We start from the raw sequence: 17,320 nt of genomic DNA, 5'->3' as shown, positions 1-17,320 counted from the left end.
CTAAAGCAACTTTATTTTTACGGTAAAGCAATCCGAAGTTTCTTCAATCAAAACACCATGTGGCCAATAATTCATGTAGCGATCAATAAGATTTTTCAATCCGCTACCATTGGACTCTACGGCTATACGTTTAGCATTTTTCTTATTGATGACAGCCAACCATCCCTGTTCTTCCTTAATTTCGATGTGCAATGGCTCTTGTTTGGTAAAGCTATTATGCTTCAGCGCATTGTCGACAAGAGGTTGAATCGAGAAGAAAGGTATTTTTTGTTCATAGATAGATTCTGGCAAGTCAATATCATAATACAGCGCATCGTTAAAGCGCATTTTCTGCATATCTAGATAGTCTTCACACAGCTTTATCTCCTGTTGTACCGAATTGAGCTCTTCGGTCTTTGCTGCGGCAATAGTAATCCTTAAGAAGTCGGATAAACGCAACAGGTAGTCTTCCGCTAGTGGGAGATCCTTTTTCATCAACGATTTTAAAGTAGCCAGCGCATTAAACAAAAAATGCGGCTGTATTTGCTGACGCAGCATTTTATTAATAGCTTCTTCTTTGGACTTTTCTAGTCGGGAACGCTCTAATGCATTTTGTGCCTTAAAATGATCAGACATCAAGAAATATAACCACAGCAGCACTATAAAATTCAACAAACAGGCTTGTATAACGATAACAAGATAGTTACGCCATACGCTACTTTGATGCACCAATTCATGCATATGAGGCTCTTTAACATCGAGTGCTGTGCTGAGAAGGTCAAAGCAGAAAAGAACAAAAATGGCAGAGCCAAAGCTTGCTAACTTCACATAAAGAGGTGACTTTATCGGGTCTTCTACTTTGTTTTCACAGTGAATAAACAAATTACTCAAAGCAACAAAAAGAATAATAAAAAAGATGAAGACAGTCTGTATAATGGCGTTCATCGACATCAATCCTGCCGTATAGCGTGCTAATGCAATCAGCCCCGTTGTCATCAAGGCAAAAGCCTTGCTTCGTTGAACCCATAATTTTATGGGATAATCATAGTGTTCGCAACGCATAGATGTCACCTATAGTTTTGTGAAATAATCGGCCACAAGATACTCATTATTTATATTTTGTCGGAAAGGAAGACAATTTTTATACATGCAGGCGACATATTATGACAAAACAACCTACCTGCCTGTTGTTCTTTTTAGAAGACAACTGTGTAGTAAAAAGAACATTTTGCGACACAAACAATAGAAAAACGAACTCAAAACCCTTATTTGATTAAAAACATACACTTAGACGAAATAAAAAATCATATCTTAAATAGTTTTGGCATAGAGATTGTCTTATGTTTAACTCATAATTTAGGTTAATAATTGGTTTGAGTCCTTTGCAGCCGCCCGGTTTCAAAGGACTCTATTTTTGAAGTAAATTAGTGCTAAAAAGAAATGGAAAGCTCTCGCCTTCCATCTCATAACAAACCAAACAATAAACTATAGTATAAAATTTTCAAACGATGGTAATTGCTGCGCAATCCGCCATGCTATGTTCTACAAGCAGAAAGCTAGTCTCTACGTTGCTATTTTTTCCTTCAATATTTTAAATGGTTTACCTTGTTTCTTAACCTTGATGAAAGCAATTAAGGAACATATACCCAGTATCAAAAATAACATATCGATAAAGAAGATATCGTAAGCCTTTTGTTGTAAGCTATGCCATAAACCTAAATTAGACATCACCGCATTTGCAATCGGCACACCGAAACAAAGGGCTGCTGAAAGCAATAAAGTATGCTTATTCACAATGGTTAAGTCCCGACGAACCACCAAGTAAATAGTGAGTAGCAACCAGCTATAAAAATAATAACTGTAGATGACCGATTGATTTACTGTCGTCAGGCATTTCACCATGATAAATGTAAAGGCTGTAACCGGCAACATAGCTAAACACATCGAAAGGAAAAAATTTGCCGCCCAGAAGTTAAATTTCCGCTTATAAGCGGGAACATTTACTTTATCACGCGCAACAAGCCAAATCATAATACCAGAGATAATGACTGCACAGCCCATTAGTCCTAAAATAAAGAAGACAATACGCAATGGCTTACCTCCAAAATCACCAAAGTGAAGATGATAGACAATACTCTTTACACCATCAATGTAGGTGTTATCCAAGGTAGGTGATTTTTCATCAAATACCTTCCCTGTAGCCATTTGCACACGTACATAGCCAGATCCTGCAAAACTAGCTTCCGACTGCGGCTTAGACTCCAATACGACCTCCATGCTCTTATCGCCATAATTACGAATATTTACACGCGTAATATCACTACCCTTCCATTTCTTAGACCACTCGGCTATAAATGCATTAGCATCAAAATTTTCACCTAAAGGCTGGTATTCATAAGCAACTTCATATTGACGTCCATACTGTAAATCTTCATAGAGCTTATCTTCTTTTCCACCATATAGATAATCGGTAAAAGGAGAAATAAGCACGTAGTTGACGATAAGGACAATCCCCGTTATCGCAAAAAGCAACTGAAAAGGAAAACCAATGACACCAAGAACCGTATGCATATCTGTCCAAACCGTCTTCCACTTGCTCCATGGCCGAAACAGAAAGAAGTTAGTCTTTATCTTATCCCAATGTAGGAGTAGCCCTGTAATCAAAGCGAACAAAAACAAGAAAGATACAATACCTGCCACGGTGTACCCAAAAGGCTTACCGATTTTGATTGGTACCTGGTTCAGCTGCGCTAAGAAATGTAGGCGATATAAAAACTCCCCCATATTATAGCCATCACTGTAGGAACTCTGTGTTTTATCGGCAAAATAATGCAAGAAGTATGCAGAGTCATCATCGCCACCACGGCGGCGTCCCCCTCTACGTTCACCTTTAGGCTTGGGCTTACTAATGGTGGTATCCTGCGAAGCACTCATGTTTACATAAGCGCCATTCCCCTGACGTAAAAGATAAAAGTCGAAATTCCGTCCTTTAAGGTTATACTTGCCCCCTAAGGAGTCGATAATATAGTTGTAATCGGCATGCTGTGCATGATTTTCAGCAGTTGTCCCTTTCTGCCAAGCCGTAATATCATCTTTAAAGAAAGAAAAAGAACCAGCAAAGAATATCACGTAAAGCAGTGCTGCGATAACGATTCCGCTGATTGTATGGGTGTGAAAGTATATATTATACCGTCTTTGATTCATAATTTTCGGTTAATTATTTAACATATAAAGCGAGGTAAACAATAAGGCCAATCCGATATAACTCAGGTATAGACGCCATAGTTTGACCTCTAAAAAGGCCCATAGCAGCAAGCATGCCCATAAGACATACCCGGTAAAGAAAGACGTCGCAATAACATTCTCTTTCGGAAAGATAACTGCTAAACACAGATGAAAACTAATCATGATTAGGTATCCACCGGCAGTACCAGCAACAATTCTTGCCAAGCGAACCCAAGGTGATTTTGTTAAATATTTTTTATTTGCAGGCATGTTTTTTCTTAACTATAAATTTCCAAAATAAGGGCGACAACATAGATTCCTGTTAACCAACGAAGGCCTACATATTGAAGTGGAAAAAATAAAACAACAAGGCTTCCCATAGCCATCAAAAGTACTATAGCCGCAAATATTCCGCTAGCTAGCCCTAGTGTCCAGATGCATAATACCGAAGCGATGAGAATAATTCCACCCGCTATAGCACGCAACTTATCTGGCTGAAGTTGTATCTGCTCCAAAAGCTTCCCTTTATCTTTCCATACCACTCGCTTTGAGGTGCGCATCCAAAGGAGAAATCCAAAAAAGAAAAGCAGGCAAATTGTACTCATCATATTCTGTAAACTATCAAGGGTTAATAAAAACGTCTGTCGTCCTGGGGCAACAGATGTACTAATTTGGTTGACCAATATTGGTCTTTATAAAGATGACAATAGGCCCGTATTTCGGCCTTTAATCTAGACATCTTTACATTTTAAGAAAGAACCTTTCCTAGTCCTGTTCTTTAGGCTTATCAAAGTGACAGTACAATTTTAGATCTAGAAAAGGTCATCACGTACGCCAATCGTAAAGAACTACTTAACGATAAAACTAGCTGTTAATCCTTGCCAATTTTGTGTATAGTTTTTCCCGTACCATTCTCCGCCATTTTTCTCCATATTACTAAACTCCACAACATAACGACCGCTCCAAGTCGTCTCCACTAGAATTCGACCGTTCTGATCTGTTTTATAATTTTTATGCCATCCCGTAGCAGACATAACTGCGACTTCTTTATCTGCCAATGGCTTTCCATCTGCTGTCAAAAGAATAGATACTTTGTCTTTAACTTTAAAGATTTTAGGTTCTACAGTTAATTGGTTACCAAGAGAAATATTTCCTTTTTGATTAGCCTTACCGACCTGAACTGCAGCCTGAGCTACAAACTCATAACGGGTCTCCCCGCCTAAGTCTTTTGTAGCGTGACGTGTAAATACCTGGTATACACCATCTACCGCAGGTGTGAAAGTCGCTTCAAAGTAATCGCCTTTATCGACCAATGAAAGAGGTTGTGTGCTTCCATTAGGAGCCGTGAGCTGTAGCGTCAATGTGTTTAAGTCGGAATACCAATCTTTGATAGATTCGACCTCACCGGCTTCAAATTCGCCATAATACACACGTACTATATGGGCTTGACCTTTTTGACCTACCGGCTGACTCTCCAACCATACCGCGTGGGCTTGTGCCGCTTGATTACTACCAAGAAGAACAAGACTTAATAAAAGTAAAATGTGCTTAACCGTATTCATTTTTATTTAGACTTATTTAAAATAAAAACAAAGATATGGGTATCTGGCTAAACCACAAGTTAATAATCGGAAATACGGCTATAGAATTGGAAAAAAATAGGGTATACAAAAATCCCCTGCTATTTTGGTAGCAGGGGATTTTGATATAAATAAAGAAGGTTACCTACAAAATAGCTTCGCGTACGCGTACCAATTTCTCTAATAAACCATCCAATAAGTCTAAATGAAGCATATTCGCACCATCCGATTTAGCGTTTGCTGGATCAGGATGTGTCTCAATAAACAAACCATCGGCTCCTACCGCAATAGCAGCTTTAGCTATCGTTTCAATCAATGCAGGTTTACCACCTGTTACTCCTGAAGTCTGATTTGGCTGTTGCAAGGAATGCGTACAATCCATAACCGTAGGTACACCAAAAGCACGCATCTCAGGAATTCCGCGGAAATCGACGATTAAATCCTGATAACCGAAAGTGTTACCACGATCCGTTAACCATACTTTATCATTACCGGAGTCCTTAACTTTATCCACCGCAAACTGCATCGATGCGGCCGACAAAAACTGACCTTTCTTGATATTAACCACTTTACCTGTTTTTGCTGCTGCTACCAATAGATCCGTTTGGCGACAAAGGAAAGCTGGTATCTGCAATACATCTACGTAAGCAGCAGCCATCGCTGCTTCTTGGCTTTCGTGGATATCCGTAACGGTAGGCACACCAAAAGTCTTACCTACTTTCTCCAATATTTTTAATGCTTTTTCATCACCAATCCCTTGGAAAGAATCTACACGGGAGCGGTTTGCTTTCCGGTAAGAACCCTTAAAAACATAAGGAATATTGTATTTATCAGTGATGGTTACAATACGTTCAGCAATGCGTAACGCGATATCTTCTCCCTCTATTGCACAAGGCCCTGCCATAACAAAAAACTGCTTTGAATCTGCATTTTTTATACCTGGCAAATAACTCTCAATCATAGTATACTTATTAATTTCCTAATTCTGACATAAACTTAATACGCATCAGTTTGATATCCTCATACGAATAATCAGCCTCTCCTAAAATATTCAAGGCTTCTGCAATAGAATCTACTTCTGCGGTTTTAAAATAATCGTACACCTCCTCTTGGCGATCTGAATCAATCATCTCATCGACAAAGTAAGAAATATTCAATTTCGTACCGGAGTTAACAATAGACTCCACCTCCTTCAGCATATCTTCATAGCTGATACCCTTCGAGGAAGCGATATCATCCAAGCCGATTTTACGATCGATATTCTGAATGATAGATACTTTCAACGCCGACTTATTTGCTGTACTTTTTACAATTAAGTCTTGCGGACGATCAATATCATTCTCTTCAACATACTTCTTAATCAACTCCACAAAAGGAGCCCCGAATTTCAAAGCCTTACCACCGCCTACACCTTGTATCTGCTTCAACTCATCGATACTAATTGGATAATGTGTACACATCTCATCCAAAGAAGGGTCTTGAAAAATCACAAATGGAGGCAACGATTTCTGTTTAGCAATCTTCTTACGAAGATCCTTCAACATTTTTAACAACTCTGTATCAAGAGCTGCCGTACCTTGAGCTATATCTTCAGCGCTATCATCCTCCGCCTTCTCCATTGGTTTATTCAAGATAAACTTCATTGGGTACGGATTGCTAATATATTTTCTTCCTGTATCTGTAAGTTGTAAAAGACCGTAATGATCAATATCTTTTTTAATAAGATCACTCAATTCAGCTTGACGAATCAAGGAATTCCAGTAGTTCACACCTTTCTCTTTACCTTTACCGAACAAAGCATGGGTATCATGTTTGTAGGCAGATATAGGTTGATTATTTTGCCCTATCAATACATTGATTACGTGGTGATCATCAAACTTCCCTCCTTCTTCCTTGATGAAGGTCAAAACTTCCAACAAAGATTCTTCTGCATCGAAGTATGTTTTTTGCGAACGGCAATTGTCGCACATATTGCTACAGCCTACCTCATCAAATCGTTCACCAAAGTAGTGTAAAATCTGTTTACGACGACATACCGATGACTCGGAATAATCAATTACTTCTTTTAATATTTGCGTACCAATTTCTCGTTCGGAAACTGGTTTATCTTTCATAAACTTAGTCAGCTTTTCAACGTCCTTCTCTGAATAGAAAGTTAAACAGTGGCCCTCGCCCCCATCACGACCAGCACGACCAGTCTCCTGGTAGTACCCTTCCATAGACTTTGGAATATCATGGTGGATAACATAACGCACATCAGGCTTGTCAATCCCCATTCCAAAAGCAATAGTGGCCACAATGACTTCCACATCCTCCATCAAAAAACGATCCTGTGTGTCGGCACGTGTTTTAGCATCTAAACCGGCATGATAAGGCAGCGCCTTAATGCCGTTTATGTTTAATACTTCGGCAATCTCCTCTACCTTCTTACGGCTCAAACAATAGATAATCCCTGTTTTACCGGAGTTTATCTTTATAAACTTTACGATTTCTTTAATGACATTCTTTTTCGTCCTTACTTCATAATATAAGTTAGAACGGTTGAAAGAAGACTTAAATAAGGTCGCATCATTCATCTGCAAGTTCTTACGAATGTCAGACTGTACCTTAGGCGTGGCCGTAGCTGTTAAAGCGATGATAGGAATTCCTTCACCGATGCCATTGATAACCTGTCTAATTTTTCGGTATTCCGGACGGAAGTCATGCCCCCACTCCGAGATACAGTGGGCCTCGTCCACCGCGACAAAAGAGACCTTAATTTGCTTTAAGAACAGCGTATTCTCCTCCTTAGCTAAGGACTCGGGTGCTACATAAAGCATTTTAGTCTTACCAGCGACTACATCTTGCTTCACTTTAGCAATCTCTCCCTTGTTTAGGGAAGAGTTTAAAAAATGGGCTATACTGTCAGTACCTCCAAAAGCACGAAGCTGATCGACCTGATTTTTCATCAAGGCAATCAATGGGGAGATAACAATGGCAGTACCTTCGCTCATCAAAGCGGGCAACTGATAACAAATAGACTTTCCGCCTCCGGTGGGCATAATAACAAACGTATCCTTTTTATTTAGGACATTCGTTATTATAGCCTCTTGATCCCCCTTGAACGTATCAAAGCCAAAAAATTCCTGTAGATTGTCAAATAGTGACTTTTCTATTTCCATCGACTGTAGAACAAAAAAATTAGATAGACCTGTGACTCTTTTGAGTTTTAAAAAACTTACTTTTGTCGTAATATTTAATATAAAATTAGACATTTTTTCTGTGATACACAACATCGACATAAAAAAGATAGCCATAGACGCGATAGAACTTGAGGCGAATGCCGTACAAAACTTAGCAACGCTCATTGACGACAATTTTGTTACGGTTGTAAATAAGATTCTTACACTCGAAGGACGTGTAATTGTGACTGGAATTGGCAAGAGCGCAATCATTGCACAAAAAATGGTAGCGACGTTCAATTCGACCGGTACACCATCAATTTTTATGCATGCAGCGGATGCTATTCATGGTGATTTAGGGATTATCCAAAAGAACGATTTGATTATTGCCATATCAAAAAGCGGCAATACGCCGGAAATTAAAGTGTTGGTTCCGTTTCTTAAACAGACACAAAACACCTTGGTAGCCATGGTTGGTAATTTAGAATCTTACTTAGCTCAGCAAGCCGACTTTATTCTAGACACGACGGTGGAACGTGAAGCTTGCCCTAACAACTTAGCACCAACAACAAGCACAACAGCACAGCTAGCCATGGGCGATGCATTAGCTGTTTCGCTACAGACATGCCGTCAGTTTTCGGATCAAGATTTTGCAAAATATCACCCTGGTGGTGCCTTGGGTAAAAAGCTATACCTTAAAGTAGCCGATTTAACCGATGCTAATGCAAGTCCGAAAGTAGCACCAAGCACCCCTATCCGCGATGTCATCATCACGATTACTAAATTTAGACTAGGAGCTACTGCAGTTATTGACAATGAAGAAATAATCGGTATCATCACCGATGGTGATATCCGTAGAATGCTAGAAAAGTATGAAAACTTCAGTTCGCTAACGGCCAAAGATATCATGGCCAACGCACCAAAAACAATAGAAGCAGACGAGCTTGCCGCGGAAGCATTATACCGTATGCGTGCGAATAACATCTCGCAATTACTGGTCACCAAAAAGCAGGTATACAGCGGAATTGTTCATATTCAAGACTTATTAAAGGAAGGAATTATCTAGGTTCCTCTTTGTAATATTCTTGTGCTATTTAGTCGTTATAAGGCAAAAGATAAAGGTTATCCTTAATTTTGGCAGACAATTTGCATATCACTGTTTAAACTATTTAACAAACTAAACTATACATACTCATGAAAAAAGCTTTAGGAATTTTAACCGTTTTGGTTGCTATCATAGGTTTCACATCGATGGCTTTAGCTATTGGAGAGTTCAGATTTGAAAAAGAAACACATGACTTCGGCTCTATTCCACAAAATAAGCCTGCGTCTTACGACTTCAAATTTTCGAACACAGGAGATGCTCCTATTATTATCACAGAAGTGAAGCCAGCTTGTGGCTGTTCTGTAGCGGAATTCACACGTACACCAATTAAACCAGGTGATTCAGGTGTGATTACAGTAACGTATAATGCAGCAGCAACGGGTCCATTCACTAAACAATTTACGGTAAAGTCGAATACCAAAACACCTATCAAGACCTTAACGGTTAAAGGTAGTGTTGATTAAGACATACAAAATAATCACGATTAAAGCTGTTTCGTTTTCGGAACAGCTTTTTTTGTTATTAAGAAGTCTATACACCTATTTACCGCGAAGGACAACTTTCCTGCGGATATGTATAAGAATACCTAAACAATCCTTTCTTTTCTTTACATTTGCTTACAAATCATAACTTAATATAATGCCACAAATTTCGCAAAAAGGCATCGATATGCCTGCTTCACCAATCAGAAAACTAACTCCATTTGCCGACAAGGCTAAACAGGAAGGTAAGAAAATATATCACCTCAACATTGGCCAGCCAGATATTGAAACGCCAGAGGTTATGTTGAATGCCTTAAAAAATATAGATTTTAAAGTATGGGCCTATACCGCATCAGAAGGTACTGCCTCTTACCGTACAAAATTAGCGTCTTACTACAATAAATTAAACTACAACCTAAGCCCTAGTGATATCTTGGTAACCAATGGTGGTTCGGAAGCAATCACTATTGCGATGCAAGCTTGTTTGAACCCTGGTGAAGAAGTTATTATCCCAGAGCCTTTTTACGCTAATTATAATGGTTTTGCCTGTTCAGCAGATATCGTCGTAAAACCAATCATGTCTTACATTGATAATGGTTTTGCTTTACCATCGATTGCTGAATTTGAAAAAGTAATAACACCGAAGACAAAGGCTATTGCTATTTGTAATCCGAACAATCCAACAGGCTACCTATACTCTAGAGAAGAACTAGAAGCACTAAAAGAATTATGTATCAAGCATGATTTATACTTATTCTCGGATGAGGCTTACCGCGAATTTTGCTACGATGGTAAGGAGTTTCTTTCTCCTATGCACTTAGAAGGTTTAGAAGAGCATGTTGTCGTTTTCGACACGGTATCGAAACGCTACTCCGCTTGTGGCGCACGTATCGGCTGTTTGATCACTAAAAACAAAGCTTTATTCCAGACAGCATTAAAGTTTGCGCAAGCACGTCTTAGCCCATCATTAGAGGGACAAATTGCGGGCGAAGCAGCGGTAGACACACCAGACAGCTACTTTGAAGCGGTATCTACAGAATACACGGCACGTCGTGACACCTTGGTAAAAGGCTTAAATGCTATTGAAGGCGTATTCTGTCCGAATCCAGGTGGTGCATTCTATGTTGTTGCTAAATTACCAATTGACAATGCCGACAAATTCTGTCAATGGATTTTAGAGGAGTTTTCTTACGAAAATGAAACGGTTATGATGGCTCCAGCGACAGGTTTTTACAGCACTGAAGGCGCAGGCACCAACCAAGTACGCTTGGCCTATGTCTTAAACCAAACAGATTTGAAGAAAGCATTAGTGTGCTTAGAACATGCATTAGCAGTATACCCTGGTCGTCAAGACTAAAAAATAAAAGATAGCCATGTTTTTGCGCTTTAGTTAAAGTACAAAAACATGGCTATTTCAATATAGTAATCCTCTGCTATTTTTAGTAATCAATCCAATTTTCGGCTACCGCCTTCCGCATACATTCACGAGCACATTTTCATACGATATGTATGCTTGATCTATGCTTCATCCCTACTAGACCACCCCACCTTTTAAGTAAATTAATGCTTAAAAAAACGCGACACCGGAATAAGCAGTACCAAGCCCATTACGATGGAAACAACCAATTGTAGCTTTACCTTACAAAGCTATGTCGAACACTTAAAGAAAAAAGCTATTAAGGATTGATTTTGGAAGGAGTCTGTACGGGAAAATTAGCAAAATGCCTTAAAAGAACAAAGCCTGGGATAGTCAGGCGACTTCCCAGGCTTTTTATAACCCCTCTTTCGAGAGGTAATCAACCTAAACCTACGGCAAAGGTAAAACATATTTCCCGAACTTTCAAGTCTAAAAAGTAAAATTAAGCGAATAATCATCGTTAAAATGATAACATCATGATTTTCAGGCACAAAAAAAAGGTTTTCAAACGGGGAGAATGAAAACCTTTATAACCAATTATAAACCTAAATTATGATAGAACAAAGATAGTGTATTTTTTACACTAAGCAAATATTTTTTGATTTTTTTTTAATTTTTATTTCAAGGCATATCCTTAACTTTGTATAAAAGGATAAAAAACTATGTTTACAGGGATTATAGAAACCTTGGGAAAGGTTGTTAAAATAGAGCAAGAACTTGGAAATATCCATTTCTACATCCAGTCATCACTCTCCAACGCATTAAAAATTGATCAAAGTGTTTCACATAATGGGGTTTGCTTAACCGTTGTGGGCATTGAAAATGATATTCATAAAGTAACTGCTATCGAAGAAACGCTCATTAAGTCCAACTTAGGTAGCCTTGCTTTGGGAGATACCATAAATATCGAGCGCTGCACCGTAGCAAATGGACGTTTTGATGGTCATATTGTGCAGGGACATGTGGATCAGGTGGCAACATGCGTCGGAAAAGAAGATCAGAACGGAAGTTGGTTATTTACCTTTGCGTATGAACCTACTTTAAGTAATATCACCGTAGAGAAAGGATCAATTTGTGTAAATGGAATCAGCCTCACGGTTGTAAACTCACAAGATCAACGATTCTCGGTAGCGATTATCCCTTTCACACTAGAGCATACAAACTTAGGACAAGTGGAAATCGGAGACACCATAAATATAGAATTCGATATCATCGGAAAATATGTATCAAAAATAATGGCTATGCGTGCTTAAGCGCATAGCCATTATTTTTTTAGCCCCTTCCCTACACTACTCGAGATAATGTCCCTGACGCACCAGCAATGCGCGGTACTTATTGAAAACACTAGACTTAGAAACAAAGCCTAGGTATTTACCTTCATCATCAATCACAGGTAAAATCCAAACATCATCACGATTCATCTTGGCCATCACCATTTCCATATGTTCCTCCTTATGGATGATATCATTAGGCTTTTGAGCAAGCGAACCGAAAGTACGTTCTACACCTTCCTCTTCCCCGAGTAAGATGGAGAATAATCGCTCACTGTAAATAATTCCAACCAATATTCCCTTATCATCGACGATTGGAAAAATATTCCTTTTCGAATGAATAATATCTGTTTTTCGCGACAGCGGGGTTTCTTGTGTACCTAAGACGACAAAATTATTCTCTAAGATATAGCGAAGCTTCATCATACTGAGGACGGTCCTATCCTTATCTTCATAGGAAAGTAAATCGCCCGATCCGGCCAAATCCTTCGTGTAGATAGAATGCTTCATCACCGATTTGTTAATCAAATAAGAAATCGAAGTTACCAGCATTAGCGGCACCATCAAGGTGTACCCACCGGTAACCTCCGCAATCAAGAACATCCCGGTCAGCGGGGCGTGCATCACACCTGCCAAAGCTCCTGCCATACCCGCCATCACAAAGTTCGGCACATTGAGTTGCACGAAGCCAAACTGATTAAAGCCGTATGCAAAAGCAAAACCTATCAATCCTCCCATGACTAGACTAGGCCCGAAAACTCCACCATTTCCTCCTCCATGAATGGTAAACAAGGCCGCAAAAGATTTAGCAAACAGCGTTAGCACCGTATAAGCAACGACTACCCAAGCCATATTTTTATAATCGGAGAACAAACTGTTCTTGACGATGCTATCAAACTGACCATCGAGAATCTGCTGAATGGTGATATATCCCTCCCCATATAGTGTTGGGAAAACAAGAATTAATACACCTAGCGAAATCCCACTAATCCAAACTTTATTGTATGGATTTTCAATTTTCTTAAACCAGTTTTTAACGTACTCCGTCAGCTTCGAGAAATAGATGGCATATATACCAACTATAACAGCAAGTAGAATATAAAAGAAGAGTGCCTCCACCTCCCATCCTGTCACTGCCGTGTGTAATAAAGGCTCACTATATAATAAACGCGACACAACAGCTGCTAAAGCCGCAGATATCAACAATGGAATAAATGCAGGAATGGAGAACTCGGGAAGTAAAATTTCAATAGCGAAAATCATCCCCGCTATTGGACTATTGAATGCTCCTGAAATACCCGCCGCTGCCCCACAAGCAAGGAGCATCGTTATCTCTTTGTACTGCAAACCAAAGAAACGTCCGGTATTTGACCCTATGGCAGCACCACTCAACGCAATCGGCGCCTCTAATCCGGATGAACCACCAAACCCTACTGTTACCGCTGAGGTAACAATTTGCGAATAAATGTTGTGAGCATCAATACGACTAGATTTACGAGATATCGCATAGATAATCGGTGTGATACCATGCTCAAGTTTCTTACCTTTTAAAAATTTACGCACATAGAGTACGCTTAGTAAAATACCAACGAGAGGGAAAACAAGGTAAAAAGAATACTTATAGTGCCACTCGACATCATTTTGTAAAGTTGAGGCAATAAAATGCGTCAATCCTTTCAATAGTGCAGCGGCAAGCCCACCAATAATTCCGACAGCAAAGGCTAAGATGACCAAAAAATTCCGATTAGAAATCTTCTGCATACGCCACCGATTTAAGCGTTCTAGTTTTTTCCTCAATCTACTACGAACATCCATCTGTTTATCTAAAGTTCAAAAGTTAATACGTCTTTTTTCTGTTTCGTCTGAAAGCGTTCAGGCACAACGGCTATAATTTCAGCTTTTAGCGCGCTAACAGCCTGCTTCTTTACAAAATTAGGTGTTATCACCAAGCTTACTTCGCGCACAGGCTCTGGAGCTTTAAAATAGCGTATATGAGCCAGCTGCTCTTCGTCATAACCTAAAATACTCATCTCTGGTAAAATGGTTAAACCTGAGTTTATATCGACCATACGCTTCAAAGTTTCTACACTCCCTGTATTATACGCAAAAGCACCACTTGCTGTTTGATTATGTTTATATTGACATAGTTTCAAAACTTGACCACGCATGCAGTGTCCCTCATTAAGGAGCCATAATTTTTCATCATCCAATTCCTCTGTAGTAATCATTTTTTTTGCATACAAAGCACTTTTTTCAGACACGTAGGCCACAAAGGGTTCATAGTATAAGGGGATCTCATCAATCCCATTTTCATGCAGAGGTGTCGACAGGATTCCGCAATCCAACTTTCCTTGTTTCAGTTCTTGGATAATGCGCTCTGTCGTATACTCCCAAATTTGTAAATGTAGCTTCGGAAATTTCTTAATAAAACGTGTCAACACTTCAGGTAGCAAGTAAGGGGCAATTGTTGGAATAACCCCGACACGCAACTCACCCGACACTTCTCCTTTCTCCTCCAAGAGTAGCTCTTCAATTTTTTTACTCTCCGTCAAGATAACACGTGCCTGCTGAATAATCTTTTGGCCAATTTCTGTAGGTACAACAGGCTGTCGGCTACGATCAAAAATCTTAACACCAATAGACTCCTCTAGCTTCTGCACTTGCATACTCAAGGTAGGCTGTGTTACAAAACAGTGCTCTGCTGCCGCCACAAAGCTACGATACATATCTACGGCAATAATGTATTCCAATTGAACAAGCGTCATCCTAATACGTTTTAACAAAACAAAGTTAGGCTTTTCTGTAAGAAAATCGAACCGAAAGCATACCACCAAAAAATGTTTTATTAACTTTGAGAAAGTAAATAAGGTTGATTATGATAAAACTAAAGTCGAAGTACAGCTTACTATGTACAGTATTATTAGGGGTTGGGGCATTTAACTTTTCTGCTTCCGTACCCGATGAGGGGATGTTTCCATTAAGCGAACTGAATAGAGCAGGCTTAAAAAAAGCAGGTTTAAAAATTTCAGAAAAAGACATTTACAATCCTGGACAAGTGGGATTAGTGGACGCCCTCGTGCAAGTAAGTGGTTGTACAGGTTCTTTTGTTTCGCCCAACGGACTTATCATCACGAATCATCATTGTGCCTTCAGTGCGGTACAATTGGCTAGCTCGCCCGAGTTTAACTACCTCAAGAATGGCTTCGTTGCTAACAACTTGGAGCAAGAGATTGAAGCGAAGGGATTAACAATTCGTATCACAGATTCTTATGATGATGTGTCCAACGAAATACTTCAAGCTGTAGCGCAGATTAGTGACCCTGCCGAGCGTATCCACACGATAAATAAAAAACGAATAGAAATTGCTAAGCGTGCGGAAAGCGAAGACCCAACTATAAAAGCAGAAGTATCGGAAATGTTTATCGGAAAAAGCTATGTTTTATTCCGCTATAAGACTATTGAAGATGTTCGCTTGGTTTATATTCCAAGACAAGATATTGGTGAATTTGGAGGAGAGACTGATAACTGGGTATGGCCAAGACATACTGGTGATTTCTCTTTCTTACGTGCTTATGTATCACCTACAGGCTCTTCTGCTAAGTATGCCAAAGAGAATGTCCCTTACAAGCCGAAGAAACACTTAAAGATAAATCCAAATGGTGTACAAGAAAATGATTTTGTATTCATCTTAGGTTACCCTGGACGCACCTTCCGTCACCGCCCTGCACAGTATATGGAGTACCAACAAAAATTTTTGCTGCCCTACACGGCTGATCTTTATGACTTCCAGAATGCTGAAATGCTGAAGGCAGGAAAAGATAACGTAGCAGTAGAATTGGCTTTAGCAACACGGATCAAGCGTAATGCTAACGTATTGAAAAACTACCGTGGCAAACTAAAAGGTTTACACAACTTAAGTCTTGTGGCTGCTAAAGAAGAAGAAGATCAGGCTTTAGCTCAATTTATAAATAGCAAGGCAGACTTGAAAAAGAAATATGGCTCTTTAATGTTGGATATAGACAAGCATTACGAAGCCGTGTTCCAGGTAGCTCAAAAAGAACTTTGGTTCAATAATATTTACAGCAGCACGAGCCTATTGCAGGTTGCGAAATCTATCAATAGCTTTAAATCTGTCATTTTCAAACAGAATGGATTAAAAGCACAGGAAGAGGTTTACAAGCTAAATATTGATCAAGTAAGAAAACAAATAGATGCTTACTATGCAAGTTATGATGCAGCCGTTGACCGTGCTATTGGGAAGCGTATGTTTGAAGATGCGTACCAATTCACCGGCGATAACCGCATCAACTATATTACAAAAAGAGCCTTTACAAGCAAAGAGGATGCTGGAAATACAATTGTACAAGCTTTAGAGCGTTCTAAATTGAACAGTAAACAAGCTTTGTATGCTGACGTCCTTAAGGATTTCCAAAGCTTGAAAAATTATAATGATGAGCTATTAACGATTCAAGATGGACTAGCGACGGAAATGGAAAGCTTTGATGTAGACCAAAGACGTAGAGAAGGAACTTTAAATCGATTGATGGGTGATTATGTAGCCGTTAAAGAGCTTTACCAAGCGAAAAGCTTTATTCCGGATGCCAATTCAACACTTCGTCTTACCTACGGTAATATCAAAGGCTACAGCCCTGCTGATGCGTCCTACATGAAGCCTTTCACGACTGTTAAAGGATTGATTGAAAAAGGAAATTCTGGCTTAGAAGAATTTGAATATCCAGAAAGTATCAAAACGGCATGGTTAGCGAAAAACTTTGGTGCTTATGCTAAAAAAGATTTGAATGATGTACCTGTAAATATTCTTTACAACATGGATACAACGGGCGGAAACTCTGGCTCACCGATTATGAATGCCTCAGGCGAATTGATTGGTGTAAACTTTGACCGTTCTTATGATGCAACCATCAACGACTTTGCATGGAATGAAAACTACAGCCGTTCAATTGGTGTAGACATTCGTTATGTCCTTTGGATTGCCGATAAAATCGACAATGCGAAATTTATATTAAAAGAAATGGGCATCTAAGCTTTAATGTAAGAATGTCCCTATAAAGCGGCGTTATCTCGATGTAGATAACGCCG

At 39.3% G+C, this 17,320-nt stretch carries 14 protein-coding genes; 5 read left to right on the top strand and 9 right to left on the bottom strand.

Annotation, left to right across the window (positions count from 1 at the left end; all coding sequences use genetic code 11):
- The 7 genes from WH223_RS14930 to recQ all read right to left on the bottom strand — a co-directional run bounded on the left by WH223_RS14930 (nt 1) and on the right by recQ (nt 7,945).
- Nucleotides 1-1,041: a sensor histidine kinase gene (locus WH223_RS14930; protein ID WP_340048552.1), complete on the bottom strand. Its 1,041-nt coding sequence runs from the start codon at nt 1,039-1,041 to the stop codon at nt 1-3.
- Nucleotides 1,042-1,542: 501 nt separating this feature from the next.
- A complete protein-coding gene (locus WH223_RS14925; protein ID WP_340048551.1) occupies nt 1,543-3,183 on the bottom strand; it encodes a PepSY-associated TM helix domain-containing protein in 1,641 nt (546 codons plus the stop codon).
- 9 nt (nt 3,184-3,192) lie between these two features.
- Complete coding sequence (locus WH223_RS14920) at nt 3,193-3,474, bottom strand: hypothetical protein (protein ID WP_340048550.1); 282 nt, start codon at nt 3,472-3,474, stop codon at nt 3,193-3,195.
- Between the two features lie 8 nt (nt 3,475-3,482).
- Nucleotides 3,483-3,812 carry a hypothetical protein gene (locus tag WH223_RS14915; RefSeq protein ID WP_340048549.1) on the bottom strand — a complete coding sequence of 110 codons (330 nt, stop codon included), beginning with the start codon at nt 3,810-3,812 and terminating at the stop codon, nt 3,483-3,485.
- Between the two features lie 240 nt (nt 3,813-4,052).
- On the bottom strand, nt 4,053-4,766 hold the full coding sequence (locus WH223_RS14910; protein WP_340048548.1) for a DUF4198 domain-containing protein: 714 nt from the start codon (nt 4,764-4,766) through the stop codon (nt 4,053-4,055).
- 163 nt (nt 4,767-4,929) lie between these two features.
- Nucleotides 4,930-5,745: a 3-deoxy-8-phosphooctulonate synthase gene (gene kdsA / locus WH223_RS14905; RefSeq protein WP_340048547.1), complete on the bottom strand. Its 816-nt coding sequence runs from the start codon at nt 5,743-5,745 to the stop codon at nt 4,930-4,932.
- A 10-nt stretch (nt 5,746-5,755) separates the two neighbouring features.
- Entirely contained in the window at nt 5,756-7,945 is a 2,190-nt protein-coding gene (gene recQ, locus WH223_RS14900) for a DNA helicase RecQ (protein WP_340048546.1), read from the bottom strand.
- Between the two features lie 103 nt (nt 7,946-8,048).
- Between recQ and WH223_RS14895 the strand changes: the two genes are divergently transcribed.
- The 4 genes from WH223_RS14895 (at nt 8,049) to WH223_RS14880 (ending at nt 12,202) form a co-directional block, all read left to right on the top strand.
- Entirely contained in the window at nt 8,049-9,011 is a 963-nt protein-coding gene (locus WH223_RS14895) for a KpsF/GutQ family sugar-phosphate isomerase (RefSeq protein WP_445265624.1), read from the top strand.
- Nucleotides 9,012-9,139: 128 nt separating this feature from the next.
- Entirely contained in the window at nt 9,140-9,514 is a 375-nt protein-coding gene (locus WH223_RS14890) for a DUF1573 domain-containing protein (protein ID WP_340048544.1), read from the top strand.
- Between the two features lie 175 nt (nt 9,515-9,689).
- Entirely contained in the window at nt 9,690-10,889 is a 1,200-nt protein-coding gene (locus tag WH223_RS14885) for a pyridoxal phosphate-dependent aminotransferase (RefSeq protein ID WP_340048543.1), read from the top strand.
- Between the two features lie 722 nt (nt 10,890-11,611).
- Nucleotides 11,612-12,202 carry a riboflavin synthase gene (locus tag WH223_RS14880; RefSeq protein WP_340048542.1) on the top strand — a complete coding sequence of 197 codons (591 nt, stop codon included), beginning with the start codon at nt 11,612-11,614 and terminating at the stop codon, nt 12,200-12,202.
- A gap of 36 nt (nt 12,203-12,238) precedes the next feature.
- On the opposite strand, the gene WH223_RS14875 is transcribed toward WH223_RS14880, so the two are convergent.
- Both WH223_RS14875 and WH223_RS14870 read right to left on the bottom strand, forming a co-directional pair.
- Nucleotides 12,239-13,981, bottom strand: coding sequence for a chloride channel protein (locus WH223_RS14875; RefSeq protein WP_340048541.1), 1,743 nt, complete (start codon nt 13,979-13,981; stop codon nt 12,239-12,241).
- A gap of 62 nt (nt 13,982-14,043) precedes the next feature.
- The gene (locus tag WH223_RS14870) at nt 14,044-14,985 is read right to left on the bottom strand and encodes a hydrogen peroxide-inducible genes activator (RefSeq protein ID WP_340048540.1); all 942 of its coding nucleotides are present in this window, start codon (nt 14,983-14,985) and stop codon (nt 14,044-14,046) included.
- Nucleotides 14,986-15,095: 110 nt separating this feature from the next.
- Here WH223_RS14870 and WH223_RS14865 point away from each other — a divergent pair, with 110 nt between their 5' ends.
- Nucleotides 15,096-17,264: a S46 family peptidase gene (locus WH223_RS14865; protein WP_340048539.1), complete on the top strand. Its 2,169-nt coding sequence runs from the start codon at nt 15,096-15,098 to the stop codon at nt 17,262-17,264.
- Nucleotides 17,265-17,320: the final 56 nt, after the last annotated feature.

This window comes from Sphingobacterium sp. MYb382, from assembly GCF_037572665.1.
GTDB lineage: Bacteria > Bacteroidota > Bacteroidia > Sphingobacteriales > Sphingobacteriaceae > Sphingobacterium.
This window is presented reverse-complemented; position numbering and strand designations above follow the sequence as displayed.

What these genes read in the sequence shown, in the direction of transcription:
- WH223_RS14880 (WP_340048542.1), top strand. Translation starts at nt 11,612, where the DNA reads ATGTTTACAGGGATTATAGAAACCTTGGGAAAGGTTGTTAAAATAGAG.
- WH223_RS14920 (WP_340048550.1), bottom strand. Translation starts at nt 3,474, where the DNA reads ATGCCTGCAAATAAAAAATATTTAACAAAATCACCTTGGGTTCGCTTG.
- WH223_RS14890 (WP_340048544.1), top strand. Translation starts at nt 9,140, where the DNA reads ATGAAAAAAGCTTTAGGAATTTTAACCGTTTTGGTTGCTATCATAGGT.
- WH223_RS14910 (WP_340048548.1), bottom strand. Translation starts at nt 4,766, where the DNA reads ATGAATACGGTTAAGCACATTTTACTTTTATTAAGTCTTGTTCTTCTT.
- WH223_RS14885 (WP_340048543.1), top strand. Translation starts at nt 9,690, where the DNA reads ATGCCACAAATTTCGCAAAAAGGCATCGATATGCCTGCTTCACCAATC.
- WH223_RS14875 (WP_340048541.1), bottom strand. Translation starts at nt 13,981, where the DNA reads ATGCAGAAGATTTCTAATCGGAATTTTTTGGTCATCTTAGCCTTTGCT.
- kdsA (WP_340048547.1), bottom strand. Translation starts at nt 5,745, where the DNA reads ATGATTGAGAGTTATTTGCCAGGTATAAAAAATGCAGATTCAAAGCAG.
- WH223_RS14925 (WP_340048551.1), bottom strand. Translation starts at nt 3,183, where the DNA reads ATGAATCAAAGACGGTATAATATATACTTTCACACCCATACAATCAGC.
- WH223_RS14870 (WP_340048540.1), bottom strand. Translation starts at nt 14,985, where the DNA reads ATGACGCTTGTTCAATTGGAATACATTATTGCCGTAGATATGTATCGT.
- WH223_RS14930 (WP_340048552.1), bottom strand. Translation starts at nt 1,041, where the DNA reads ATGCGTTGCGAACACTATGATTATCCCATAAAATTATGGGTTCAACGA.
- WH223_RS14915 (WP_340048549.1), bottom strand. Translation starts at nt 3,812, where the DNA reads ATGATGAGTACAATTTGCCTGCTTTTCTTTTTTGGATTTCTCCTTTGG.
- recQ (WP_340048546.1), bottom strand. Translation starts at nt 7,945, where the DNA reads ATGGAAATAGAAAAGTCACTATTTGACAATCTACAGGAATTTTTTGGC.
- WH223_RS14865 (WP_340048539.1), top strand. Translation starts at nt 15,096, where the DNA reads ATGATAAAACTAAAGTCGAAGTACAGCTTACTATGTACAGTATTATTA.